The organism is Bifidobacterium phasiani, assembly GCF_019331775.1.
Classification (GTDB): Bacteria; Actinomycetota; Actinomycetes; order Actinomycetales; family Bifidobacteriaceae; genus Bifidobacterium; species Bifidobacterium phasiani.
In genome coordinates, this window is sequence record NZ_JAHBBD010000022.1 from 17,050 (window position 1) to 40,685 (window position 23,636).

A 23,636-nucleotide genomic window follows, 5' to 3' on the forward strand; every position below is an offset into this window, starting at 1 on the left:
CCTTTGGTGGCTCTGTGCCTCATACCGTGGCCCCCTCGCCTAACCGGGTCGTCATAATCTTGTAAAGCTGGGTGTTCTGCGGGATGGGGTTCTTAAAGGGCAGGATCACGTTTTCGTAAATCAAAAGCCCCTCGCCGGGTTCCGAATTGTCCACATACCGTAGCTGCTGCGGGGAAATGTTCAGCCGTTCCGCAAGGATTTTCCGGTCGCCGGACGCCTGATTTAACAGGCAGATAAAGTCGCTGTTCTCCAAAATGTTTTCAATCTCAGGGGAAGAAAGCAGGTCTTTCACGTTCTGCGTGGCACCTGTCGGGACGCCGCCCCATTTTCTAAACCGCTTCCAAATCTCGCAGGAAAAGGCCGCCGTCTGTTCCTCCCGCAGAAGCAAATGGAACTCGTCGCAGAAATACCACGTCGCCTTGCCTTGGCTGCGGTTCTGGGTCACGCGGCCCCAAATCTGGTCTTGGACAATGAGCATCCCCAGCTTTTTGAGCTGCTTGCCTAATTCCTTGATGTCAAAGGCCACAATGCGGTTTTCGATGTTGACGTTGGTGCGGTGGTTAAACACGTTCAGGCTGCCGTTCACATACAAATCAAGGGCCTGCGCCACCCGGTCGGCCTCCGGGATATGCTGGTCTAACAGGGCTTTGTGCAAATCCGAAAGGATCGGCATATTCTCCGGCTTGGGGTCTGCCAGATAGGGCCGGTAGATCACCTGCACCGCCCGGTCAATCACCGTCTTTTCAATGGCTTCCAGCCCGTTCTTGCCGCCCATGACAAGCTCACAGAACGACAGCACAAAGTCGGATTTTAAGGCCAGCGGGCTTTCATCCTCCGAATAATTCAGGTTGATGTCCAGCGGGTTCACATAGGATTTGCTGGTGGGCGACAGCTTTACCACCTGTCCGTGGAGCCGCTGCACAAGGGGGTAATACTCGGCCTCCGGGTCACAGATATACACGTCGTCCTGCGTACAGAGGAACACGCTCAAAATCTCGGATTTGCAGCTCATGGACTTGCCGCTGCCGGGCGTCCCCAGCTTCAAACCGTTGGGGCAGCGCGCCCGTTTTCTGTCCAGCATAATCATGTTGCCGGTCTTGGCGTTGATGCCGTAATACATGGCGTTGCCGCCCTGAAAAAGCTCCTGCGTCACGAACGGGACGAACACGGCGACGCTGGAAGTCGTCAAAGAACGCTCGATTTTGATGTGGCTGGCCCCCAGCGGCAGGCTGCTCATAAGGCCCTGTTCCTGCTGGTAGTCCAGCCGGACAAGGGAATTGTTGTACTTCTGCGCCACGCCGGAAGCCCAGAAGATTTCGTTCTCCAACTTCTGCCGGGTGTCGGCGGTGTTCAGCACCAGAAAGGTGATCTGGAACATCCGTTCATTTCGGCTTTGTAAGGTTTTCAAAAGCTCTTTCGCGTCCTGCCCGTAGGTGGCAAGGTCGCTGGGAAGTATGTCCATGTCATAACCGCTGCGGACGGCCCGTTTCTGCTCCTGTATCTTCATGGCGTCAAGGTCGGTGATCTTCCGCTTGACGGTTTTAATGGCCTCCCCTTGGTCGATGGCCTGCACATGGAGATTGACGACAATGCCGTTTTCCGTGTTGAGGAAGTCGGCCAGCATTTCGTCCGACAGCTCCGGGGAGAGGATTTGCAGGAAGCTCACGGCCCCGTACTTGCCGCCCAGCCCGAACATCCGGGCATTGCCGAAGCGGAATGAGGACGGGGCAATGAAATCCTTGGTGGAAAGCCCCGACGGGGCCAGCCACTTCCAGTCAAAATGAAACGGTTCCCCGTCCGGGTGGAAGATGCTGTGCATGACTTCCAGCCGTTCTTTCGCGTCCAGCACCCATGCCACGGCCCCCATTGTGCGGAAGTAGCCCAGCAGGTCGGTTTCAATCCGGCGAAGTCTTGCGCGGGCCATTTTCAGGCTGTCAGCCTCAATGGTGAAGGTCAGGAACTTGCGCTTTTGCAGGCCGTTGTTGCCGTTCACAAGCTGGTCTTGCAGGATGCCGGAATACTCGGCCCGGATGTCGTCGAAGTCGTCCCCCTGCGCCTTGATCTCAAAGCTCTTGGCGTACTGCTTGGGGTCGATTTTACGGTTGATAAAAGAAAACTGGACGTGGATGGAAGCGTCCAGATAGTTGTAAAGGTCGCACAGGTTTTCAAAGACAGCGGTTTTCGTGTCGGCCTGCGCGAGCTGATAGCTGATGTCCAGAAATTCAATGCACTTGGAAAACGTGTTGGCCGTCACCCGGCACACGCCGTCCTGATACATAGCCTCATAGGGGATGCTTTCCTGCGCCGAATGGGGCCTGCCGTCGCCCTTATATTTGCGGATGATGGCCTGAATTTCTTTCTTTTCGGCGCGGGTGAGCTTTACCGGCGTCTTTGGCTGCGGCTCTTGCTTTTGCTTTTTGGACAATGGCATTTACCTCCTTTTCCATTTGGTGCTGCCGCACAAGGGCAGAGTAAGCGTTGTTGGTCTGGTAGGGCCTCTCCTTTGGCTGGATGAAGCTGCACTGGATAATCTGCCATACCACCACTTCAAGGGGCTGGCCGTGGCGTTCGTACAGGGCCAGCAGGAAGCCGGGGAGCATGGCGAATACCATAATCAGCGCGGCGGCGCTGGTGGGGACGCGCCCCCGGATCAATAAAAAAAGCGGGACGCCAACAAGAAGCGCACCGCCAAAACAGATCAGTTGTCGTTTCGTCAGTCCCAGTACCACCTTGGATTTCACACGGGTTAAATCCTTGGGGACAGTCACATAAGCCAAATATCATCACCTCATTTCCATGCCGCCGCCCAGCAGCTTTTTCACCGGCTCATAGTCCGAAAAGCTGGGGATGGCGTAAAACAGTCGTTTGTTGTTCACCCACCGCTGCAAGTGCCGCGTGATGGGCGGAGCCGTGGGCCTTTCGTAAATCATTACATAGGGGTCAAAGCCCATCTGCCGCAGCGTTTCTACCCGGTACAAATCCTGTTCGTGGGTGCTGCCGTAGTTCGTTAAAAGGTACACCCGGCGCAGCCGTGGGTTCCTGATGGAAGTCCACTCCAAAAACTGCCGGAAATACCGGGTCAAGTCCTCGTCAGGGTTATCCCATGCAAAGTGAACGGCCTTTGTCCGTACCTGATTGAGCAGCGCCACGTTGTCGCGGGTTATCAGGCGGATGTCAAGCCCTTGGGAAAAGTCCACCAGCGCCCGGCTCCCTGCAAGCTGCAAAAGCAGGCTTTCATGGTCGGGGCAGGCCAGCAGGTTTGCGTCCATCAGCTTGATTTCCCGCTGGCCCCGCCAAAACTCGGACAGGTCGGCCACCTTCCGGCTTTTGCGGCCCTCCTTGCCGCCCACGATGCAAAACCCGCAGCCTCTTGGACAGCCACGGCTTAAAAATCCGTAGGCGGTTTCGGAATACTGCGGATAAAGGGAATAGTCGGGATAGCTGTGTTCGATTTCGTCCGGCAGGTCGGGGCCGGGGCCGTAGCCTGTGCCGCCTTTGATTACCTGTCCGGCGTTTCTGACCGTGATGCTGTCCTTGGAATAGGTGTCGGTGAACACCCGGCTTTTATACACCACGTCAAAGTAAAATAAAGGGTTCCAGAAGCATACCTGATGGCCCTGCGCCTTATGGTAGGCGGACAGCTTCATCAGGCAGAGGTTCGGGAAGTTGTGAGAGTCCACGTCAATCAGTCCGATGCGGATATGCGTCACCTCCCGTCAGTGGGCGGTAAACACGGCTTTACTGATGCTTCCCGTCTTGAACAGGCAGAAGCACAAAAGCACTGTGTAGCCCATGCAGCCCCAAATCGCGCCGGAAATGTCCTCCGCCGTCCCGATTTCCTGTATCAGCACCGCATAGATGCCGACGACAACCATAATCAGGAACGCTTGGAAGCCCAGCGCCAAAAGGGATTTCAGATAGTTTTGGCCCATGCCGCGCCACTCCGCGTTTCCCAGCGTGGCAAGGGGGATCGGCCCCAGCGCGGTCACGGCGTATATTTCAATCATTCTCCCGTAGGTCACAAGGAAAATGCAGATGGATAGAATGTTCATCGTCAGCCCCACAACAAGGGTCTGGAACCATAAGCCCAGCAACGGCCCGATGTCCATTGCTTCAAGGCGGCTTTCCAGATCGGGGAGCAGCGTGTCAAAGTCAATGCTGGTTTCTCCGATGATTACCCCGGCGCTCTGGTTGACGACGGCTTGTGTGGCGTCGAAAACGCCCATGACGATATTCCATGTGTTCGTCACAATGAGGATGGCGAAGGCAGATTTGAACATCCAGCGAAAGAACATAGAGCTGTCGAAGTCGTGCATATTATTTTTCTCGACAATCATCTCGATCAGCTCATAGCACATGACAAGGGCAAGGATGGCTGCCGCTATGGGGACAATCACCGTTTCGGACAGGGATTGCAGCATACTAAAAATGCCGCCGTTCCATGCCTGCGGCGTCGTCCCCACGTCGGAAGCGATTTCTCCGACTTTGGTATTTACCGTGTCGAACAGGCCGGAGAGGTTGCCCATAATGCCGTCAATTAAAATGCCTTTCAGCCAATCCCCAATGAGATCACCTATCATGCGGGTACACCTCCTTTCCCGCGCCCTCCCGGTTCAAACGAGAGGGCGCGGCGGGGATTATTTCAGGTTTCATGCAGCGTCAGAAGTTACGGTTCGGACAGGGATGGGGCTATCAGCCCAGCAGCCCGGACAGCAGGGGAACAAGGGTCAGGCCGATCAGGGCAACCCCACCTCCCGCGACAAGCTGCTTGACGCCCTGTGATTTGGATGCCGGGTTATCCTGCCCGTAACCTTCCAGCAGGTTCACGCCGCCCCACACACAGAGGGCACCGCCGAGGCCGATCACGATAGTCTGCAAAGTATCAACTGCGCTATTGAAAAATTCCATACATTTACCTCCATAAATTCAGATTGTGATGTGGTTTTGGGTACAAAAAAGCTGCCGGTCATATCCAGCAGCACGTCACAATCCGCAGGCGGCCCGGAGTTATTGGCCGTCCAGCCATTCCCGCAGGGTAAGAACATAAAGCTCTCCCCACACGTCACACATTTGTCTGGACACCTCAATGTCCATCAGCCGGGCATCTCTGTCTGTCGGTTCTGCAAAATCATGGTCGATCAACCATTGCATAGCGACAACAAACGTAATCAATCCCCGGAATAGGTCATATCTGGATTTGAAGTATTCCGCAAATGTCAGTTCGTCCGAGTGTTCCATAGGGTCAGGCTCCTTTCTATGGCAGCCGCCTTATTCGGCGGCCATATCTTCATCCAACAGGTCAATGTCGTACAGCTCAAAGGTTTCCGCCTCTGATACCACGCGCTTTTTCTTCCGGCGCATGGACGACAAATATCTGTCCACGTCAAAGGTGTTCTTCTTGTCGGCGTCGGAAAGGTATTTATACCGGGGGTGCTTGGTGATGTCGTATTTCTCACTGAAAAACGGCCTCACGCCGCGCACCTGCAAAATACACTTGCCTCCGTCCATCGTTGCAATCTCGTCTTGGCTCATCAGCTCCTTTCCCAATTTTTGATAGTTCAGTCCGTGGGAAGTCTGCGCGCCCCGGTTCTCGCTCTGATTGTAGCTGTCGATGGTTTCTTTCCCCAGCACGTCAGCGATCTCCTTGGCGTTTTTGCCCCGCCCACTAAGGAAAAGCGTACAATCGCAGTTGTCGGAAATGATTTCCGCAGCGTCCTTGTAAATCGCCTTTAACTGCGACTGGCTTTGCAGAATGATGGATGCCGAAATTTCCCGGCTTCGGATGGTGGCAATGAGCTTGTCAAAGTTCGGTATCTGGCCGATGTTCGCAAACTCGTCCAAAATCATCCGTACATGGACGGGCAGCCGCCCGCCGTATTTATCATCGGCCCGGTCACAAAGCAGGTTGATAAGCTGGCTCTGTACCATTGCCAGAATGAAATTGAAAGTGGTGTCGGTGTCGCTCATTATGAGGAACAGCGCCGTTTTCTCGTCCCCGATGGTGTCAAGTTCCAGCTCGTCGTCCTCCATCAGCTCCCGTACCTCCCGGATGTCAAAGGGCGCTAAACGTGCGCCGCAGCTAATCAAAATCGAGGAACGGGTCTTGCCCGCACTTAACAGGAATTTCTTGTACTGGCGTACAGCAAAGTGATCCGGGTCTTTTGCTTCCAGACGTTCAAACATCTGGTCTACCGGGGATTGAAATTCCGGGTCGTCCTCGCGGGCTTCACTGGCGTTTATCATTTCAAGCAGCGTCGTGAAGTTCATTTCCTCGTCCGGCGCTTCGTACCAGATATAGCCGATCAGGGCCGAATACAAAAGCCGTTCCGACTTTACCCAAAAATCCTCGGCGGATTTTTCGCCCTCGCCCTTGGTGTTGCAGATCAGGGTGTTTACCAGCTTCAAAATGTCTTTCTCCGAATGGATGTAGCGGAACGGGTTATACCGCATGGATTTTGAAAAATTGATGGTATTCAAAACCTTAATGCGGTAGCCGCTGCGCTGCAAAAGCTGGCCCACCTCACCGATCAGGCTGCCCTTGGGGTCGGTTATCACAAATGAGGTCGGGTAGTCCTTGGACACGCATTGCATAAGGTTGGGCTTCACAAAAAACCTCGTCTTGCCGGAGCCGGAACCGCCGATTACCAGAACATTTTTATTTCTCGCGGTTTTGGGGTCTTTGGGCCTGTTGTTCATGGTGAGCCGTTCCGTCTGCGTCAGCAGAATGTTATTGTCAAAGTTGGGGTCGATGTACGGGGCAATATCTTTGGCCGTCCCCCAACGGGCGCTGCCGTATTCCTCGCCCTTGCGGTATTTCTTGGCGTTCTTGCTTTTGCAGTACACCATGAGCCGCAGGGCGGCGGCACCGGCGACGCCGATCAACAGGTCAAAAGGGTGGAAGCTGGGGGCGGCGTTTGCAAAGGCCGCCGAACAGCCGTCCATGAAGTGCAGCAGCTTTTCCGACAAGTCCACACCTGCCGCCAGCCGGTATGCCTGCCCCAGCTTCCCGAACAGGTAAACGAAAATCAGGTACGGGAGATTGGACAGGATCAGTTTTTTTACCTCTGGTTTCACAGTGACAGCCCCCTTTCCTTGACTTTCTCCTTGGCCCGCTGCTGCGTCTTGGCCGCAGCCTTTTGTTTCAGGGTGGATAGGGTCTTTCGGATTGAGGGCCGTTCCTCCCGGCTTAACTTCTTGGCCGTGAACTCCTTGAACGCCTGTTCCAGATTGTCGGCCTGCTTGGTCTTGAAAATCACGATATAGCGCGGCGGGTGGGTGGAACTGTCTTTCCGCAGCGTGTAGTCAATATCGTATTTCTTGGCGCAGGGCTTGAACAGGCCAATATTCGCGTCGGTGATTTCGATGTTGGAGAGGGCCGAACCGTCCTTTTTGAGCTGCCGCAGGCTTTGGTGGCCGTGGTGGGGCTTGGCTTTGCCCTTCTGCCGGGCGGCCAGAAATTTCTTCATGGCCGCTTGCAGCACTTGGCCGGTCAGCTTCCCGGTTTTCACCGCTAACGCTATGGTTTTCTGGTCTACTTCTTCCTGCAATCGCTATCCCTCCTTTCGCAGAAGCGCGGCGGTGTGGTTAAGGTGGCACCGAAAGCCGCCGCAGGAAACAGAAAAGGGACAGCCGCTTTCGCCGGTTGCCCCCGATTAAATCCGCACCCGCAGGCCGGAAAGGTCGTCGGCGCGGACGCCTACCAGATACCAGTCCTCGGCCATCTCAATGCGGGTGGGCTTCCACCTGCCGTCCACCATCACGTCAAAGGTTTCTCCACAGTGCAGTCCGCCGTAGTAGTCCGCAAGGTCAAAGCGGATGTCGTAGCGGTCTGCCTGCTCGTCAAAAATCAATGCACCCTGTTTCATAGGGCCGTCCTCCTTTCAGATTTTCCCGGTCGCCATATCATGCGACACAAGGGAAGAATAGTAGTTCCCAATCGTGGACGGGGCGTTGAACAGCGCCGCCCGTAGGTACTGCTTGATGTTGCGGATTTCCGTGGTATTCCTGTTCAGGCAATCCAGCACAAAGCGGATATGTTCACTGTCCAGCTTCATAATCTTGGATTTCACCAGCTCCGCCGGATAGTCGTCACCGGCAATGCGGATGGTCTTGCGCCGGGTGCAGACGATTTCCAGCATCAGGTCTACAATCTCGTCCAGACGGTCGCCGTCATAGGGTAGATCGGTTTTCAGGATGTCATAACTGATGTTGTCCTTGATGATTTCCTCATACACCCGGTATGCCTCGTTCGCTTCCTTTCGCTTCCGTTCCGGCGGCTGTGCCGCCCTGCCCTCCGCAGGAGAGGGGTTTGGGGAAAGGATAGGAATGGAATGGGTACTTGATGGATCAGTAGTTAATGGGTCTTTAGTTTGTATATCTTTATTTAATTGCATTGGATTTCCCGATACCGGGTTTTCCGACGTTGGATTATCCGATGTTGGATTTTCCAACACCGGGTTTTCCAATCCCGGCTGTTCTTCCTCCGCTGCCTCTGGCCGGGGCTGCGGCTGTTCGTAGATGGTATAAACCATGTCGGCCATCTTGCCCTTGCCGTCCCGGTTCTGCTGGCGGGTGATATACCCGGCCTTTTCCAGCTCCCACACCGCCGTCCGTATGGCGTCGATGCTTTCCCGGTTGATAAGGGACAAGCCTTTCAGCGTATAGTCCCAATCTTCCGGCAGGGACAGCATTTGCGAAAGCAGGCCCTTGGCTTTCAGGGACAGGTCTTTGTTCCGCAGGTGGTGGTTGCTCATTACCGTGTAGCCCCGGTTCTTCTCCACACGAAAAACTGCCATTTCGTCGTCAACTCCTTTCACTTGGAATTTCACCGCGTCAAGGGCGGTGAGCTTGCCCGGCTGGTAGGGGCACTCTGCGTAAACGCAAAACTGATATTTCCAGTCGGGACGGTAGAAACGGCAGTCGCCGCAATCCTCCGGCGCTCCGGCGTCGCCGCTGTCGTAGTGGTCGAAGCCGGGCTTGCCTTGCATAAGGCTTTCAAAGGCGCGGTCGCCGCCGGATGTGAAATACATGGCGTCGCCTCCTCTCTGGTTTTGGGCGCAAAAAAAGCGGCGTCCTTTTCTCCCACAAGGGATCAGAGAACGCCGCTTCTGCGGTGTCGTATTCAATTTTAGTCTGATGTGCCGTTCGGGTGGCAGGCATTTCACGGGAAGTAGTAAGCGTGTCGAGGCTTTTTCCAAAAGTAGTAATTTGGTAGTAAATTCGGTGTCCCTATCCCGTGATTTGCCCGTATTTCCGGGCTTTTTTGAGATAATCAGAGTTGTTCCTATAACCTGATAGACAGTGCGTTCGTGGCGCAGCTGAGCGAGAATGCGCTGACGGCGGTCTCCCTGTCGTTCCCGATCACGACTCTGATGAACGCGGCCTCCATCTGGATCGGCGTCGGCGTGAACGTGCTGATCGCCGGGTATCTCGGAAGGAAAGAGCAGGACAAGGCGAACGCCGCCGTCACGCACGGGTTGCTGCTGTCTTTCGGCATCGGCGCGTTGCTCACCCTGGTGTCGCTGTGCATGATGAGGCCTTATTTTCGGGCGTTCACCGGCAATGAGGAGATCTATCGGCTGAGCATCGCCTATATGGGCGTATGTTCGTTCATGCAGATTCCCAACATGGTGCATATCGCGATCCAGAAGATGATACAGGCCACAGGGAATATGGTGACCCCCATGTGGTTCCAGATTGCGGGGGTGGTCGTCAATTTCGTTCTCAACCCCGTCCTGATATTCGGCATCGGCGTCTTCCCGGCCATGGGCATAATCGGTTCCGCGTCGGCCACCGTGTCGGGCTATCTGGTATCCATGATCCTGGCGTTCGCCCTGTTGCTGGGGACGAAGCAGAAAGTGCAGGTGAAAGTCAGAGGATTCCGTCTGCAAAGGCGGATGATCGGCCGGATCTTCGTCTTTGGGCTGCCGTCGTTCATCATGAATGCCCTCAGCTCGTTTATGGTGACCATCGTCAACCTGTTTCTGGTCGCGTATTCCGATACGGCAATCGCGTTCTTCGGCGCGTATTTCAAGGTGCAGCAGTTGATCATCATGACGGTGAACGGTTTGATTCAAGGCTGCCTGCCTGTCATGCGGTTCAACTACGCCGCGGGGAACAAGGAAAGGCTGCATTTGGCCTTCCGATACGGAACCGTTTTGGTCACCGGCATGATGGTGCTGGGGACACTGGTCGTCGTCCTCCTCCCGGCGCAGATCCTGGGATTGTTCATGGCATCGGAAGCCATGCGTTCATTCGGAATATCCGCCATGCGGATCATGGCGGCAAGCTACCTGTTCTGTGGCCTCTCCACGATGATCTCCACCTATTTCCAGGCCACGGAGAAGGTATGTTCGAGCATAGCGATCCAGCTGTGCAGACAGTTGCTGTTTCTCGTCCCCGCGTTATGGTGTCTGGACAGGCTGTTCCGGTTGAACGGGATCTGGCTTGCATTCCCCGTCGCCGAAATCGCCGCCCTGCTCGTTGCCTTCGTGATGATGGCAGGGTATCGCCGCAAGGAAGGTTCCACGCCGCGTGTCGCGGACGGAAACGATGGACAAACGTCGCGACGTTGATCGTCAACGGGCGATCATGCCTGGCAAGTCGTCGTTACCGGCGTGCACGGGCGTCGCGGGTGCGCAGCCGGTAATACTTGTGCGGCGTGGGGACGGCATCGCCCGATTCGACCAGCCCTTTGTTCATCAGGCTGCGCAACCCCGCCGCCACGGCGATCGGCGAGAGGCCGAGCTCGCGGATGATGTCGCGCACGCTGGCCGACGGCTCGCGCTCCAGCAGCTGCAGGATGCGCTGCGCGAAGTTGCGTTCGGTCATGGCGGCGTCGGTCACGCGTCCGGGGATGATGACGCGGAACCGGTCGAGTTCGTTCTCGATGCGTACCGGTTCGCGCGCCTCGCTGCGCAACGCGGCGCCGATCTGCAGGTATCCGGTGCCGTCGTCCCGCAGTACGGTGCCGCCGTCCGGGTAGGGGGTGGACCGCAGCAGGGAGAACAGGAACGCGTTGCGCGCGGACGTGGACGCCTCGTGCGTGAGCCGCCGTTTGGAGACCGCGCCGAACAGGCCGCCCGGATTGGAGACCTCGATGCGGTCGGTGAACACATCGACGTGCACCGGCGTGCCGAGCGCGTCGGGGGAGTAGTCGCGATGCGTCAGGGCGTTGGCGATGGCCTCGCGCAGCACCAGTCGCGGATACATCGGCGGCTGCGTCGGATGCGTGCCGAATTCGGCGTCCGTGGGGCTGGCGGTCCAATCCATCAGCGACGTGACCGCATCGTCGATCATGACGGGAATCGGCCCGGTGACGGTTTCGGACGTGACCAGCCGTGCGCCGCCCGTGAACACCTCGTCGCGCGATGTGCCCGGATAGACCGCGATGGTGACGTTGAGCCGGGGAAAGAACTTCTGCGGATACCGGCCGACGGCCAACAATCCGGCAAGTGTAGGAACCGCGGGACGGCTGCGCCCCGATCCGCGGACCGATCCTGCGCCGTCACCGGAGACCGTCGGAACGTCTGCATGGCCGTGACAACCGGGATCGGCGCCGGGAATCGTCCGGGCATCTGCGTGGCCGGGGAGTTCGGGAACGGCGGCGTCGGCATCGTCGTCCTGCGGACGTTCACGCAGAATGCGCAGGTCGAGCATCATGTCGTCATCGGAGCGGTTCGCGAACACGTGCGGATGGCGCTCGCGTTCCCGGTCCAGCAGCGCGCGGACCAGCGTCGGATTGAGGTCGTCCAGCGTGGCTTCCGGCACGACGGCGATGTCGTGCTCGGGCTGCCGCTGCTCCTCGAGCAGACGGTCGACCTCGTATTCGGTCATCTTGCGGTCACCGTCGCCGGTGCGGATGTAGGAGCCGCCGTGCGGGCCCGATGCGGTGACGTAGCAGGGCTTCTCGCGCGGGAGCATCTCGTCGATCACGGCGAACACCAGGTTGGCCCCCTCGAACGGGCAGGTCACGATGACCGGGCGCACCACCGGCGTGAGCTTCTCGCAGGCCTGGCTGAGCGCCTCCTGCATCGAGCGGGCGTCGAAGCCCTCGACCGGCGTGAACCCGGCCTTCTCGCTCAGTCCGAGGATGATGTAGCCGCCGTTGCCGTTGGAGAACGCGGAGAGCGTCTCGGTGATGGTGGTGCTGATGCGGCGCTTGCATTCCTTGACCTCGCACTGCTGGGTGTCGTTGCCGATGATGCGCATCAGCTCGATGAGCTCGGTCATCTTGGCTGTGTAGTCGTCGTTGTCCATCACGCCTCCGATCCGCAGTGGTCGTGTGCGCCGATTCCAGCATAGCCGCTGCGAACGGGCCGGGCATGCAAGGCAACAACGACGGCGAGGTGATGATCAAGGGCCGAACGTGGAACGGGCCGGGCACGTAAGGCAACAACGCTATCTGTAGCGGATTTCGGGTGCTGCGGACACCCATCTGCGTTAGGTGAGGCATCCGTGGCGAGAGAGGCCGGGTATCCGCCTTGGAATCATGCGGTTGATACTCGGGGTATTCCGGTTTGGATGCCTCACCTAACGCAGATGGGTGTCCGCAAGGGCTCCAAAATACCCCAGATAAGGCAACTGGCTTACGTGCGCGAGGTTGTGCGGCCGGTGCGGAACGCCCGGAACGTAACCGGGCCGGCCCGGACACCGCAGGCAAGGCCTGCGCGGTCCGGACCGGCCCGGTTCCCGGTCGTTGCGAAACCGACGCGTCAGAGCACGGCGTCCATGGCCTGCTTCAGGTCGGCGATGATGTCGTCGGCGTTCTCGATGCCGCAGCTCAGGCGCACCAGGTCGATGCCGACGCCGGCCTCCTCGAGCTGCTCCTCGGTGAGCTGGCGGTGCGTGGTGCCGGCCGGGTACAGCGCGCAGCTGCGGGCGTCGGCCACATGCGTGGCGATCGAGATCATCCTGAAGTGGTCGAGCAGCGCCGACACCTTGTCGCGCCCGCCGGGCACGCCGAAGGAGATGACGCCGCACGTGCCGTTCGGCATGTACTTGCGCGCGGTCTCGTAGTACCTGTCGCCGGGCAGCCCCGGGAACTGCACCCAGCTGACGCGCGGGTCGGCGGCCAGGAACTCGGCCACCTTCTGCGCGTTCTCGCAGTGGCGCTGCATGCGCACGGCCAGCGACTCCAGGTGCATGCCCATGATCCACGAGTTCATCGGCGCCGGGGTGGAGCCGAAGTCGCGCATCAGCTGCGCGGTGGCCTTGGTGATGAACGCCGCCTTGCCGAAGTCGGTCGCGTAGGTCACGCCGTGGTACGAGTCGTCCGGCGTGGTCAGGCCCGGGAACTTGTCGGCGTGGGCCATCCAGTCGAAGTTGCCCGAGTCGACGATCGCGCCGCCCACGCAGGAGCCGTGGCCGTCCATGTACTTGGTGGTCGCGTGGGTCACGATGTCGACGCCGAACTCGAACGGGCGGCAGTTGATCGGGGTCGGGAACGTGTTGTCGACGATGATCGGCACGCCGTGGTTGTGCGCGGCGGCGACGAACTTGTCGAAGTCGAGCACGATCAGCGCCGGGTTCGAGATCGACTCGGCGAACACGGCCCTGGTGTTCGGGCGGAACGCGGCGTCGAGCTCCTCGGGCGTGCAGTCGGGGCTGACGAAGGTGCACTCGATGCCCATCTTGCGCATCGTCACGTTGATCAGGTTGAACGTGCCGCCGTAGATCGCCGAGGAGGCGACGATGTGGTCGCCCGCGTTGCAGATGTTGAACAGCGCGAAGAAGTTCGCCGCCTGGCCCGACGAGGTGAGCATCGCGGCCGCGCCGCCCTCCAGCTCGCAGATCTTCGCCGCGACCGTGTCGTTGGTCGGGTTCTGCAGACGCGTGTAGAAGTAGCCGGATTCCGACAGGTCGAACAGGCGGCTCATCTGCTCGCTCGAGGTGTACCTGAACGTCGTCGCCTGGATGATCGGCGGGGTGCGGGACTCGCCGTTGCCCGGCCGGTAGCCGCCCTGCACGCATGTCGTGTCGATCGCGCTCATTGCTCTCCTTCGTTTCGTCGAGGTCGTTGTCACGCATACTCTAACACCGGCGCGCGGCGTGTCGGGGCGCGGTATCACTCTGCGGCGCGCGCCCGGCGACCCGCGCGGTTCCGGCGTTCCGCGGGGCGCGGCGGCGCGGCTCGGGGGAGCCGCCGGCCGTCGGCTCGGGGGCGTGCGCCGGGGCGTTGTCGAGACGTCTTCTTTTCATGAACGACTGGCCCGCGGGCGCCTCGACGGCGTCCGGTCCGCGGCCGTGCGGGAGCCGGGGCGCATCCGGCCGCCCGCCGTCATGTCCGCCCGCCGGGGAGCGCGGGCGTCGTCGCGCCGCGGGATCGCGGCCCCGAAGAGAAGGAGCATGTGGGTGAATCATCTGCCGCAAAGGTCCGCGCTGTTCGTGCTGGGCATGGTGATCAATTCGTTCGGCATCGCGTTCATCACGAAGGCGGGGCTGGGGACGTCGCAGATCTCCAGCATCCCCTATGTGCTGAGCCTGGAGTTCCCGGTGAGCTTCGGCATGACCACGTTCTGCGTCAACATGCTGTGGATCGTGCTGCAGATGGTGCTGCTGCGCGGCCGGTTCCACCCGTCGCAGCTCCTGCAGGTCCCGGTCAACGTGCTGTTCAGCGTGCTCATCGACGTGAGCATGGGGCTGCTGTGGTTCCTGCAGCCGGTCGGATGGTGGCAGCGGGTCCTCTCCGTGGTCGTCGGCTGCGCGATCCTGGCGCTCGGCAACGTGATCGAGGTCGCCCCGAACGTGGTCATGGTGCCGGGCGAGGGCATCGTGCGCGCGCTGTCGATCGTCACCGGCGGGCGGTTCGGCACCGTCAAGGTCGTCTTCGACGTGACGCTGATCGCCGTCGCCGTCGTGATGTCGTTCGTCTTCTTCGGCCGCCTCGAGGGCGTCGGCGTCGGCACGGTCGTCTCGGCGCTGCTCGTCGGCACGATGATCAACGCCATCAACCGCACGTTCCGATTCCCGTCGCGCATCAGCGCGCTCGCGCTGTCCGACGACGACGGCGACGTCAGCGACGTGCCGAACCGCCACGACGTCGGCGGGTACACGCTGTCCAAATGATTCGCGCACGGCGCTATCATCGTCCGGTGAGCAAGACGAGAAACGGGACGGGGGCGGATGCGGGCCGCGCCGGCGTCCGGCAGGTGACGCAGACCCCGCAGGGCGTGACGGCGATGGTGGTCGCCGAGGTGGTGTACGGGTTCTTCCCGCTGTACTGGGCGGCGCTCGCCAACGTCCCGTCGATGAACGTGATGCTGTACCGCATCGTGACCGCGGCCGTGGTGATGGCGCTGTTCATGCTCGCCACCCGGCGCTGGCGGGCGTTCGCGGCGGCGGTGCGGGCGATGTGGCGCCGCCCGAAGGTGTTCGCGGCGGCGGTGGCGGCCGCGGTGCTGGTGACCGTCGACTGGGTGGTCTACATCTACCTGGTGTCGATCGGGCACACCTCCGAGGCGAGTGCCGCGAACTTCCTGATGCCGCTGATCAACATGCTGCTCGCCCTGGTGTTCCTGCGCGAGCGCACCACCTCCCTGGGCGTGGTCTCGATGCTAGTCGCGCTGGCGGGCGGCGCGCTGTACGTGCTGGACACGGGCGCGTTCCCGGGACTGGCGATGCTGATGACGTTCAGCTACAGCGGCTACTGCCTGATCAAGCGGTTCGTGCCGCTCGACCCGTTCCAGTCGCTGACCTTCGAGACCGGCGTGCTCACGCCGTTCGCGTTCGCGGCGCTCGCCGTGCAGCCGCGGTTCGGCGTGCCCGAGGGGGAGCCGTGGTGGGGATGGCTGCTGCTGGCCGGCTGCGGGCTGCTCACGGTGGTCCCGCTGGTGCTGACCTCGTACGCGGTCAAGCACGCCACGTTCATCACGGTGAGCTTCAGCCAGTACATCACGCCGACGATCCAGCTGGTGCTCGGCATCGCGGTGCTGGGCGAGCAGGTGCCGGCGAGCCGGTTCGTCTCGTTCTCGGTGATCTGGCTGGCGTTGGCGGTATACTCGGTCGACGTGGTGCGCCAACACCGCCGGCGTCTGGCGCTGGGGGCGCGCTGACGCGGTTTGGCCGATGGCTGATGGCTGATGGCTGCAGGTTGTCGGGGCGTCGTCCGGTGTGCGTGAGCTGGCGGCGCTGATATGTTTCTGTTGGCGATTGTCGGACTGGCTGCCGGCGTTGGCGTGAGGCGGTGCCGGCTCGGTCTGACCGGCGATCTTGAACCGTGATGATCGGCGGCGCCGTTGCGGTCTGGTCGGCGGGATGATTCGGCCATCGATTGGCGTCGGGGCATTGGCCGCGTGGGGTGCGCGGCTCAATGGGACGGCACTTGCTCGCGTGGTACGGTACGGAATCCACATGCCGGCGTTTTCACCGTACCGTACCGCGGTACGGTACGGTAGGTCGATAAGAATGGCGGAATATCAAGGGTCTAGATTCCGTACCGTACCGTGGTACGGTACTGTGCAGTCTGGGACCGGCAAGAGGGGTTCCGTACCGCAAGGTACGGTACGGTAGCCCGCCGGTGTGTGATTGGGCGGCTTTGGGGGTTCCGTACCGTGGCGACATATTTCATACCGTGGTGATGTATTTCTTCATACCAGCGCGGTGCATTCCAGGGTGATGCATTCCAGCGCGATGCATTCCGGTACCGTGTGACATCTTGGCTGATTGTTCGCGTTGTGCGGCATCTCGCCTGATGCGTCGGGGTGCATGGCTCCCCGAAATACGCGGCGCACTGAGGTGTGCGGTGCACTGAGGTGTGCGGCGCACTGAGACACGCGGTGTCGCGAGACATGCGGTGCGCTGAGACATGGGGTGTCGCGCAGGCTTGGCCTGTTGGATGGAGCACCCGGCCGGCGCGCTGAGGCGTGCAGCGCACGGGGGAGTGCATTGAGATACGCGGTGTCGCGAGGCGCGTAGTGCATTGAGGTGTGCAGTGCGTTGAGACGTGTGGTGCGTTGAGACGTGTGGTGCGTTGAGACGTGTGGTGCGTTGAGACGTGTGGTGCGTTGAGACGTGTGGTGCGTTGAGACGTGTGGTGCGTTGAGACGTGTGGTGTGCTGCGATGCGCAGTGCGCTGGGGCGCGTGGCGCGCTGAGACATGGGGCGCCGCGTGATTTGGCCTGCCGGGCGGAGCGTTCGGCCGGCGCGCTGAGGCGTGCGGTGCGCCGGGGCGTGTAGTGCGCTGAGACACGCGTCGATGCGAGACGCGCGACAATCCGAGACCTGCGACGGGCCATGCCACGCGACGCGCCGATAAAAGTTAAACGGTTTGACATATTTGGGTAAATCATCTTACTATTGGGGCAGCGGCGAACGGCAAGGCTCGCCGGCAATACCAGCTCGATTCACTAGCAAAGGAGCACCCCATGGGTCTGTGGGACGTTGACAAGATCGAATACGTCGGCCGTCAGAAGGGGCCGCAGGAGGGCCTGGCCTTCCACTACTACGACGCCGACCGCGTCGTCGCCGGCAAGAAGATGAAGGACTGGCTGCGCTTCGGCGTCGCCTGGTGGCACACCTTCGACCAGGAGCTCGTCGACCCGTTCGGCACCGGCACCGCCCTCCGCCCGTGGTACGGCAAGTACTCCGACCCGATGGACGAGGCGCTCGCCAAGGTCGACTACGCCTTCGAGTTCTTCACCAAGCTGGGCGTCGAGTACTTCTGCTTCCACGACCGCGACATCGCCCCGGAGGGCGACACCCTGCGCGAGACCAACGCCAACCTCGACCGCGTCGTCGACAAGATCGAGGAGAACATGAAGGCCACCGGCGTCAAGCTGCTGTGGAACACCTCCTCGCTGTTCACCAACCCGCGCTTCGTCTCCGGCGCCTCCACCTCGCCGTTCGCGGACATCTACGCCTACTCCGCGGGCCAGCTCAAGCACAGCCTCGAGATCGCCAAGCGCCTGGGCGCCGAGAACTACGTGTTCTGGGGCGGCCGCGAGGGCTACGAGAACCTGTGGAACACGCAGATGAAGCGCGAGCAGGAGCACATGGCCAAGTTCTTCCACATGTGCCACGAGTACGCCAAGGAGATCGGCCTGGACGCCCAGTTCCTCATCGAGCCGAAGGCCAAGGAGCCGACGATGCACCAGTACGACTTCGACGCCGCCACCGCCATCGCGTTCCTGAAGACCTACGACATCGACTTCATGAAGCTCAACCTCGAGGGCAACCACGCCAACCTGGCCGGCCACACCTACCAGCACGAGATCCGCACGGCCCGCGAGGCCGGCGTGCTCGGCTCGCTCGACGCGAACCAGGGCGACAAGCTCATCGGCTGGGATATGGACGAGTTCCCGACCGACCTGATGGAGACCACCACCGTGATGTGGGAGGTCATCGACGAGGGCCAGATCGGCCCCCACGGCGGCCTGAACTTCGACGCCAAGCCGCGCCGCACCTCCTTCACCGCCGAGGACCTGTTCCGTTCGCACATCGCGGGCATGGACACCTTCGCCGCCGGCCTGCTGGTCGCCGCGAAGATGCACGAGGACAAGTTCATCCAGAACCTGCAGGCCGAGCGCTACGCCTCCTACGACTCCGGCGTCGGCGCCACCATCGAGGACGGCACCGCCACGCTGGCCTCGCTGGAGCAGTACGCCCTCGACATCCCGCAGGCCAGGCTGATCGAGGCCACCAAGTCGGACCACCTGGAGTCCGTCAAGGCCACGATCAACAACTACATCATCGACGCCCTCGCCGAGGCGTGATGCCGCGGGGCGGCGACGCCCCACGGAAACGCCCGGCCGGAACGGGTCCACGGACCCGCCCGGCCGGGCCGGCGACGGCCGGGCGCCACGCACATCCGGCCCGCGCCACGGGACGCGGCGACGCGCACCGGAGGCGCGGACCCGACGCCCGGCCAATCGGTCCATCTCCTTTCTCCTTCCTTTCCGATTGATAGGGAAACGCTCGCAGACCCCGCGGTCTGCGGGCGTTTCTGCGTATTCGGGGCCCCGCAAGTTTCCGAAAGTTTCCGCCGCCGCACGTCGAAGTGCGCGCGGACCGCCCGACCACAACCCGAAGGTGCCGACCATGACCACGCCAGCCACACCGATCAGCAACCCCATTCTCACCGGCATGTACCCCGATCCGTCCTGGATCTGGGACGAACCCCACGGCCGGATCGCGCTCGTCAACTCCTCGTTCGAGCTCGTGCCCGGCCTGCCGATCCACGTCTCCGACGACCTGGGCCGCTGGACCCACCTGACCGACGCGATCGACGCCGGCATGGCCCGCCGGCTGCTCATCCCGTTCGTCGAGGACTCGGGCGGCGTCTACGCGCCCACGCTGCGCCGCATCGCCGGCCGCTACGCCATCGCCTGCACGATCGCGCGCATCGACCGCGCGGCCGCGCTGGCCGCCGGCGTCGACCCGGCCGAGCTGGAGGCCGCCGAACGGGCCGACGGCAACTTCGTCATCGTCGCCGACGCGCTGGAGGGCCCCTGGCGCGGCCCCTACTGGATCGACGGCGCCGAGGGCATCGACCCGGACCTGTTCGAGGACTCGGACGGGCGCGTGTACTGGACCCAGACCCGTCCCGCCGTCGACCCGCGCTGGGAGGGCCAGACCGAGGTGTGGACCCGGCGCATCGACCCGGCGACCTGGCGTCTGGCCGACGACGACGGCCCCTGCGGGCGGCGCACGGTCATCTGGCGCGGCTACGGCGTCGACGCCGTGTGGGCCGAGGGGCCGCACCTGTACCGCGTCGGCGAATACGTCTACCTGATGACCGCGGAGGGCGGCACCAGCTTCGAGCACAGCGAGATGGCGATGCGCGTGCACGCGCCGCGGGGCCTGGCCGAGGCGATCGCGGCGTTCGAGCTCGAGGAGGGCGTCGGTGACTCGCCGGTTGCCGTGCGTGATGGAGAACGCTGCCTGCTGGGCGTGCGCCGCCGGCTGCTGCACGCGAACAAGAAGAACCCGGTGCTCACCCACCGCCACCTCGGCCTGGCCGAGCCGGTGCAGTGCGTCGGCCACGCCGACCTGATCCGCCACCCGCGCCTCGGCTGGTGGCTGGTGTGCCTCGGCGTGCGCGAGACGCGCGGCCCGCGGCCGGGCGAGCTGCTCAGCTACCTGGGCCGCGAGCCGTTCATCGCGCCGGTGACCTGGGAGCGCAACCCCGCCGACTGGAAGCTCGACGGCGGCGGCGCGCCCCGCGCGGACGGCGCCGATCCGGGCTGGCCGGTCGTGGCTCCCGGACTGGGGCGGCTGCCCGGCTGGGTGGCGCTGTGCGAGGCCGGGGCGACGCCGCCGGCCGGCGGCGTCGCGGTCGACGACGACCGTCCGGTCCGTGTCGTGATGGGTCTGGGCGGCGCGGACGGCCTCGAGCGCCCGACCCGCCCGGTCGTCGACGTCGAGCGCGGGGCCCGCGAGGTCATCCGCGCCGAGCGGGGCGTGCGGTACGCGCGCATCAGCGCGGACGACTGCGTGATCCCGGTGCCCGGATGCGGCGGGCTGGTCATCCGGCAGAACTCCGACCACCATGTCGAGGTGCGGGTGCGCGACCTGCCGGACGGCAAGGGCGCATGCGCCGTCGCCTGCACGGTCACGGACGGCGGTCGGCGCGAGACGCGCGACCACGGGCCGATCGGCGCCGAGCCGGGGCGGGCGGTCCGCGTGGCCGTGCTGTTCCGCGGCAACGCGCTCACGCTGTTCGCCCACGATGCCGGCCTCGACCCGGCCGCTGCGGCCGAGCGCGTGGTCGCGGCGGTCGACCGCATGCCGCATGGCGAGGGGATGGCCGGCGGCGGGGGCCGCGGCACGATATGCGGCGACGGTGCGGACGGAGACGCGGCGCGTGACGGCGTGGCCGGCGGGGCATGCGACGGTGCGGCGTCCGATGGCGTGACGGTGCCCGGCGGCGCCGTGGACGGTGTGGCCGTGCTCGACCGCATCGACGCGCGCTTCCTGAGCACCGAGTGGGCCGGCGGCTTCGTCGGCTGCCTGGCCGGCGTGCCGACGGGACGGGAACGTGCCGGGCATGCCGGGTGAGTCGCGCGGGCATATGCGGGACGTGCCGGATGGGGTGCGCGGTCGTATGCCGGACGTGCCGGGCGAGCCGCGCGGGCGCATGCCCCGGGCGCTCGCCCTGTCGCTGGTCATCGGCCCGGCGTGCTGGCTGATGCCGCACCAGGGCGCCATCGCCACGCTGCTGCCGCAGCGCATCGCGGCCATCGACCCGGAGCACAAGGTGACGCTGGTCATGATGTTCTCCACCGTCGCGATGCTGGTGGCGCTGGTGGCCAACATCGTGCTCGGCGCGTGCTCCGACCGCACGCGCACGCGCTTCGGCAAGCGCAAGCCGTGGATCGTGGGCTGCTCGGTGCTCTCCTGCCTGGTGCTGGCGGCGTTCGCGCGCGCCGACGGCATCCCGGCGATGCTGGCCTGGTGGTGCCTGTACGAGCTGGTCGTCAACGGCGTCGCCTCGGCGATGGTCGCGCAGCTGTCCGACCGCGTGCCGGCCGGCTGGCGCGGCACGCTGTCCTCGGCGTACGGACTGGGTCAGACGATCGGCGGGCAGGCGGGCACGCTGGTGGCCGCGCAGTTCCTCGGCGACGTGACGCTCGGCGTGGACGTGTTCGCGGCCGTCGCGCTGGCCGGCGGCGTCGTCTCGGCGCTGCTGGCGGGGGAGCGTTCGAACCTCGACGAGCCCGCGCGCCCGTTCTCGGCCCGCGATCTGGCGTCGATGGTCATGTTCCCCACGCACGGCGCGCGCGACTTCTACAAGACGCTCGCCGCGCGCTTCCTGCTGGTCGTCGGCGGCAGCATGGCGTCGAACTACATGCTGTACATCCTGCTCGACTACCTGCGGCTGGGACGGGCGGACGCGCAGCGGCTGCTGTCGGTCAACTCGGCGATCACGCTGGTCATCGGGCTGGTGTGCTGCCTGGCGGCGGGGCCGGTCACGGACCGGATCGGTCGGCCGAAGCTGCTGGTCGTCTGCACGACCGCGATGATCGCCGTCGGCGCGCTCGTGCCGTTCCTGTGCCCGACGCCGGGCGGTCTGATCGCGTTCTCGTGCATCGTCGGCGTGGCCTCGGGCGCGAACTCCTCGCTGGTGCAGACGATCAGCGTCGAGGTGCTGCCGGACGCCTCGGCCGCGGCGAAGGACCTGGGGGTCCTCAACCTGGCGAACACGCTGGGCGGCGTCGGCGCCTCGCTTGTGGCCGCCTCGGTGATCGGCAGGTTCGGCTACGGCGCGGTGTTCGCGGCGCAGGCCGTGATCGTGCTGTGCAGCGGGGCGCTGTTCCTGTCGATCCGCCGCCTGCGGTAGGCGGAGCGGCGTCGTGCCGGCCGGGCCGCGTCAGTGCGGCTCGGTGACCTCCAGCGGCCGGGTGCTGTCGCGGATGATCAGGTTGGTCGGGAAGATCATGCGGTTCTGGATCGTGCGGCCGCGGCTTTTGTCGACGACCATGCGCACGGCCGCCGCCGCCATGTCCTGCAGCGGCTGGCGCACCGTCGTCAGCGCCGGGCCCATGTAGGCGGCGGTCTGCACGTCGTCGAAGCCGACGACCGACAGGTGCTCGGGGATCTTCAGATCGAGCGTGCGCGCCGCCTCGTACACGCCCATGGCCTGCAGGTCGTTGCCGGCGAAGATCGCGGTGGGCCGCGTGTCCGGGCGCTTGAGCATCGCCAGCGCCTGCCGGTAGCCCTCGGCGGTCGAGAAGTCGCCCTCGCGCACCAGGCGCGGGTCGAAGGGGATGTCGTGCTCCTCGAGGGCCGCCTTGTAGCCGTCGAGCCGCGCCTTGGAGCACATCATCGAGTTGGGGCCGGTGATGATGCCGATGCGGGTGTGCCCCAGCGAGAGCAGGTGCCGGGTGGCGATGACGCCGCCGGTCCAGTTGTCGGCCTGCACGGAGAGGTTGTCGGGCGAGGGGTCGCCGGAGGGGTCGAGCGTCACGTAGTCGATGCGGCAGGCCTGCAGGCGCGCCTTCTCCGAATCGGTGAGGTTCGAGAAGATCAGCACGACGCCGAGCGGCTGGCGGCGCAGCACGCCGTCGATCCACTTCGAGTCGGGGTGGGATCGGTCGCCGCTTTCGGTGGTGATCACGCTCATCTCGTGCGCGCTGGCCTCGGTGACCAGGCCGCGGAGCACCTCCAGCGACCAGATGTTGTCGAAGTTCTGGAACACCACCTCGAGCAGCCGGCGGTTCTTGGTGGTCGAGACGCGCTTGACGTAGCCGCTCTCCTTGATCGCGGCGTCGATGACCTTGCGGGTGGCGGGGGAGACGTCGCTGCGGCCGTTGAGCACCTTCGAGACGGTGGCGAGCGAATAGCCGGTGCGCCTGGCGATGTCGGCGAGCTGCGTGGCCTTCGACGCGGTGCGTTTCGCGGCGGAACGTTCCGGCATGGCGATACCCCCAGATGACGTGACGATGGACCTCTCAACCGCCAGTATAGCGAAAGTTTCGGAAAGCGCAATGGCGATGTTGCCGTTCGTCCGCGCGGGCGGCTGTGGGGATGGCGATGTGCGGAGGCGCTGGGGGCGACGATGCGTGGCGCTGTATAGGGGGGTGTCCCTATGGTTTTGTCAATCCGTTTGGGGTTGTTTGTTGGTGGCGTTTTCGGGCGCGTTTCGCCCTGTGTCCGGTGCCGTCGGTGTTGGTCCTGCGTGATGTCGGCTAGGCGGCCTT

The 23,636-nt window shown here is 62.8% G+C and carries 19 protein-coding genes; 6 read left to right on the forward strand and 13 right to left on the reverse strand.

All coding sequences use genetic code 11. The features are described 5' to 3' along the window. Positions 1 to 19: 19 nt before the first annotated feature. The 10 genes from KIH73_RS08760 to KIH73_RS08805 all read right to left on the reverse strand — a co-directional run bounded on the left by KIH73_RS08760 (position 20) and on the right by KIH73_RS08805 (position 9,029). The gene (locus tag KIH73_RS08760; RefSeq protein ID WP_219082609.1) at positions 20 to 2,431 is read right to left on the reverse strand and encodes a VirB4-like conjugal transfer ATPase, CD1110 family; all 2,412 of its coding nucleotides are present in this window, start codon (positions 2,429 to 2,431) and stop codon (positions 20 to 22) included. Beyond that, complete coding sequence (locus tag KIH73_RS08765; RefSeq protein ID WP_476695668.1) at positions 2,328 to 2,768, reverse strand: PrgI family protein; 441 nt, start codon at positions 2,766 to 2,768, stop codon at positions 2,328 to 2,330. Before KIH73_RS08765 ends, KIH73_RS08760 begins: the two co-directional genes overlap by 104 nt. A 15-nt stretch (positions 2,769 to 2,783) precedes the next feature. Further along, entirely contained in the window at positions 2,784 to 3,647 is an 864-nt protein-coding gene (locus tag KIH73_RS08770) for a radical SAM protein (RefSeq protein WP_219082614.1), read from the reverse strand. Positions 3,648 to 3,716: 69 nt separating this feature from the next. Then, positions 3,717 to 4,580 carry a VirB6/TrbL-like conjugal transfer protein, CD1112 family gene (locus tag KIH73_RS08775; protein WP_219082616.1) on the reverse strand — a complete coding sequence of 288 codons (864 nt, stop codon included), beginning with the start codon at positions 4,578 to 4,580 and terminating at the stop codon, positions 3,717 to 3,719. A 112-nt stretch (positions 4,581 to 4,692) separates the two neighbouring features. Next, positions 4,693 to 4,908 carry a Maff2 family mobile element protein gene (locus KIH73_RS08780; protein WP_076778855.1) on the reverse strand — a complete coding sequence of 72 codons (216 nt, stop codon included), beginning with the start codon at positions 4,906 to 4,908 and terminating at the stop codon, positions 4,693 to 4,695. Between the two features lie 99 nt (positions 4,909 to 5,007). Then, positions 5,008 to 5,238, reverse strand: a complete 231-nt coding sequence (locus KIH73_RS08785; RefSeq protein ID WP_219082618.1) for an antitoxin — start codon at positions 5,236 to 5,238, stop codon at positions 5,008 to 5,010. Positions 5,239 to 5,268: 30 nt separating this feature from the next. Next, positions 5,269 to 7,074, reverse strand: a complete 1,806-nt coding sequence (locus KIH73_RS08790) for a VirD4-like conjugal transfer protein, CD1115 family (RefSeq protein ID WP_219082622.1) — start codon at positions 7,072 to 7,074, stop codon at positions 5,269 to 5,271. Next, on the reverse strand, positions 7,071 to 7,547 hold the full coding sequence (locus KIH73_RS08795) for a PcfB family protein (RefSeq protein WP_219082625.1): 477 nt from the start codon (positions 7,545 to 7,547) through the stop codon (positions 7,071 to 7,073). Before KIH73_RS08795 ends, KIH73_RS08790 begins: the two co-directional genes overlap by 4 nt. 105 nt (positions 7,548 to 7,652) lie before the next feature. Then, positions 7,653 to 7,865: a DUF5348 domain-containing protein gene (locus KIH73_RS08800; protein ID WP_219082627.1), complete on the reverse strand. Its 213-nt coding sequence runs from the start codon at positions 7,863 to 7,865 to the stop codon at positions 7,653 to 7,655. A 15-nt stretch (positions 7,866 to 7,880) separates the two neighbouring features. Next, complete coding sequence (locus tag KIH73_RS08805; RefSeq protein ID WP_420830228.1) at positions 7,881 to 9,029, reverse strand: DUF6017 domain-containing protein; 1,149 nt, start codon at positions 9,027 to 9,029, stop codon at positions 7,881 to 7,883. A gap of 264 nt (positions 9,030 to 9,293) precedes the next feature. On the opposite strand from KIH73_RS08805, the gene KIH73_RS08815 reads away from it, so the two are divergent. Continuing rightward, the gene (locus tag KIH73_RS08815) at positions 9,294 to 10,574 is read left to right on the forward strand and encodes an MATE family efflux transporter (RefSeq protein WP_338023991.1); all 1,281 of its coding nucleotides are present in this window, start codon (positions 9,294 to 9,296) and stop codon (positions 10,572 to 10,574) included. 34 nt (positions 10,575 to 10,608) lie between these two features. Here KIH73_RS08815 and KIH73_RS08820 read toward each other — a convergent pair whose 3' ends face one another. After that, on the reverse strand, positions 10,609 to 12,258 hold the full coding sequence (locus KIH73_RS08820; RefSeq protein WP_219082630.1) for an ATP-binding protein: 1,650 nt from the start codon (positions 12,256 to 12,258) through the stop codon (positions 10,609 to 10,611). Between the two features lie 455 nt (positions 12,259 to 12,713). Continuing rightward, complete coding sequence (locus tag KIH73_RS08825; protein ID WP_219082632.1) at positions 12,714 to 13,991, reverse strand: O-acetylhomoserine aminocarboxypropyltransferase/cysteine synthase family protein; 1,278 nt, start codon at positions 13,989 to 13,991, stop codon at positions 12,714 to 12,716. Between the two features lie 355 nt (positions 13,992 to 14,346). Here KIH73_RS08825 and KIH73_RS08830 point away from each other — a divergent pair, with 355 nt between their 5' ends. The 5 genes from KIH73_RS08830 (at position 14,347) to KIH73_RS08850 (ending at position 22,276) form a co-directional block, all read left to right on the forward strand. Then, entirely contained in the window at positions 14,347 to 15,066 is a 720-nt protein-coding gene (locus KIH73_RS08830) for a YczE/YyaS/YitT family protein (protein WP_236022688.1), read from the forward strand. Positions 15,067 to 15,092: 26 nt separating this feature from the next. Then, a complete protein-coding gene (locus tag KIH73_RS08835; protein ID WP_219082634.1) occupies positions 15,093 to 16,052 on the forward strand; it encodes an EamA family transporter in 960 nt (319 codons plus the stop codon). Positions 16,053 to 17,363: 1,311 nt separating this feature from the next. Then, positions 17,364 to 18,710 (forward strand): xylose isomerase, encoded by a 1,347-nt coding sequence (xylA, locus tag KIH73_RS08840; RefSeq protein ID WP_219082637.1) that lies wholly within the window; start codon positions 17,364 to 17,366, stop codon positions 18,708 to 18,710. 325 nt (positions 18,711 to 19,035) lie between these two features. After that, the gene (locus KIH73_RS08845; protein WP_219082640.1) at positions 19,036 to 20,994 is read left to right on the forward strand and encodes a glycoside hydrolase family 43 protein; all 1,959 of its coding nucleotides are present in this window, start codon (positions 19,036 to 19,038) and stop codon (positions 20,992 to 20,994) included. Beyond that, entirely contained in the window at positions 20,984 to 22,276 is a 1,293-nt protein-coding gene (locus KIH73_RS08850; protein ID WP_219082642.1) for an MFS transporter, read from the forward strand. Before KIH73_RS08845 ends, KIH73_RS08850 begins: the two co-directional genes overlap by 11 nt. Before the next feature lie 30 nt (positions 22,277 to 22,306). Here KIH73_RS08850 and KIH73_RS08855 read toward each other — a convergent pair whose 3' ends face one another. Beyond that, entirely contained in the window at positions 22,307 to 23,353 is a 1,047-nt protein-coding gene (locus tag KIH73_RS08855; protein WP_219082644.1) for a LacI family DNA-binding transcriptional regulator, read from the reverse strand. Between the last annotated feature and the right edge of the window lie 283 nt (positions 23,354 to 23,636).

What these genes read in the sequence shown, in the direction of transcription:
- KIH73_RS08760 (WP_219082609.1), bottom strand. Translation starts at nt 2,431, where the DNA reads ATGCCATTGTCCAAAAAGCAAAAGCAAGAGCCGCAGCCAAAGACGCCG.
- KIH73_RS08770 (WP_219082614.1), bottom strand. Translation starts at nt 3,647, where the DNA reads ATGAAGCTGTCCGCCTACCATAAGGCGCAGGGCCATCAGGTATGCTTC.
- KIH73_RS08775 (WP_219082616.1), bottom strand. Translation starts at nt 4,580, where the DNA reads ATGATAGGTGATCTCATTGGGGATTGGCTGAAAGGCATTTTAATTGAC.
- KIH73_RS08780 (WP_076778855.1), bottom strand. Translation starts at nt 4,908, where the DNA reads ATGGAATTTTTCAATAGCGCAGTTGATACTTTGCAGACTATCGTGATC.
- KIH73_RS08785 (WP_219082618.1), bottom strand. Translation starts at nt 5,238, where the DNA reads ATGGAACACTCGGACGAACTGACATTTGCGGAATACTTCAAATCCAGA.
- KIH73_RS08800 (WP_219082627.1), bottom strand. Translation starts at nt 7,865, where the DNA reads ATGAAACAGGGTGCATTGATTTTTGACGAGCAGGCAGACCGCTACGAC.
- KIH73_RS08805 (WP_420830228.1), bottom strand. Translation starts at nt 9,029, where the DNA reads ATGTATTTCACATCCGGCGGCGACCGCGCCTTTGAAAGCCTTATGCAA.
- KIH73_RS08820 (WP_219082630.1), bottom strand. Translation starts at nt 12,258, where the DNA reads ATGGACAACGACGACTACACAGCCAAGATGACCGAGCTCATCGAGCTG.
- KIH73_RS08825 (WP_219082632.1), bottom strand. Translation starts at nt 13,991, where the DNA reads ATGAGCGCGATCGACACGACATGCGTGCAGGGCGGCTACCGGCCGGGC.
- KIH73_RS08830 (WP_236022688.1), top strand. Translation starts at nt 14,347, where the DNA reads ATGTGGGTGAATCATCTGCCGCAAAGGTCCGCGCTGTTCGTGCTGGGC.
- xylA (WP_219082637.1), top strand. Translation starts at nt 17,364, where the DNA reads ATGGGTCTGTGGGACGTTGACAAGATCGAATACGTCGGCCGTCAGAAG.
- KIH73_RS08845 (WP_219082640.1), top strand. Translation starts at nt 19,036, where the DNA reads ATGACCACGCCAGCCACACCGATCAGCAACCCCATTCTCACCGGCATG.
- KIH73_RS08850 (WP_219082642.1), top strand. Translation starts at nt 20,984, where the DNA reads ATGCCGGGTGAGTCGCGCGGGCATATGCGGGACGTGCCGGATGGGGTG.
- KIH73_RS08855 (WP_219082644.1), bottom strand. Translation starts at nt 23,353, where the DNA reads ATGCCGGAACGTTCCGCCGCGAAACGCACCGCGTCGAAGGCCACGCAG.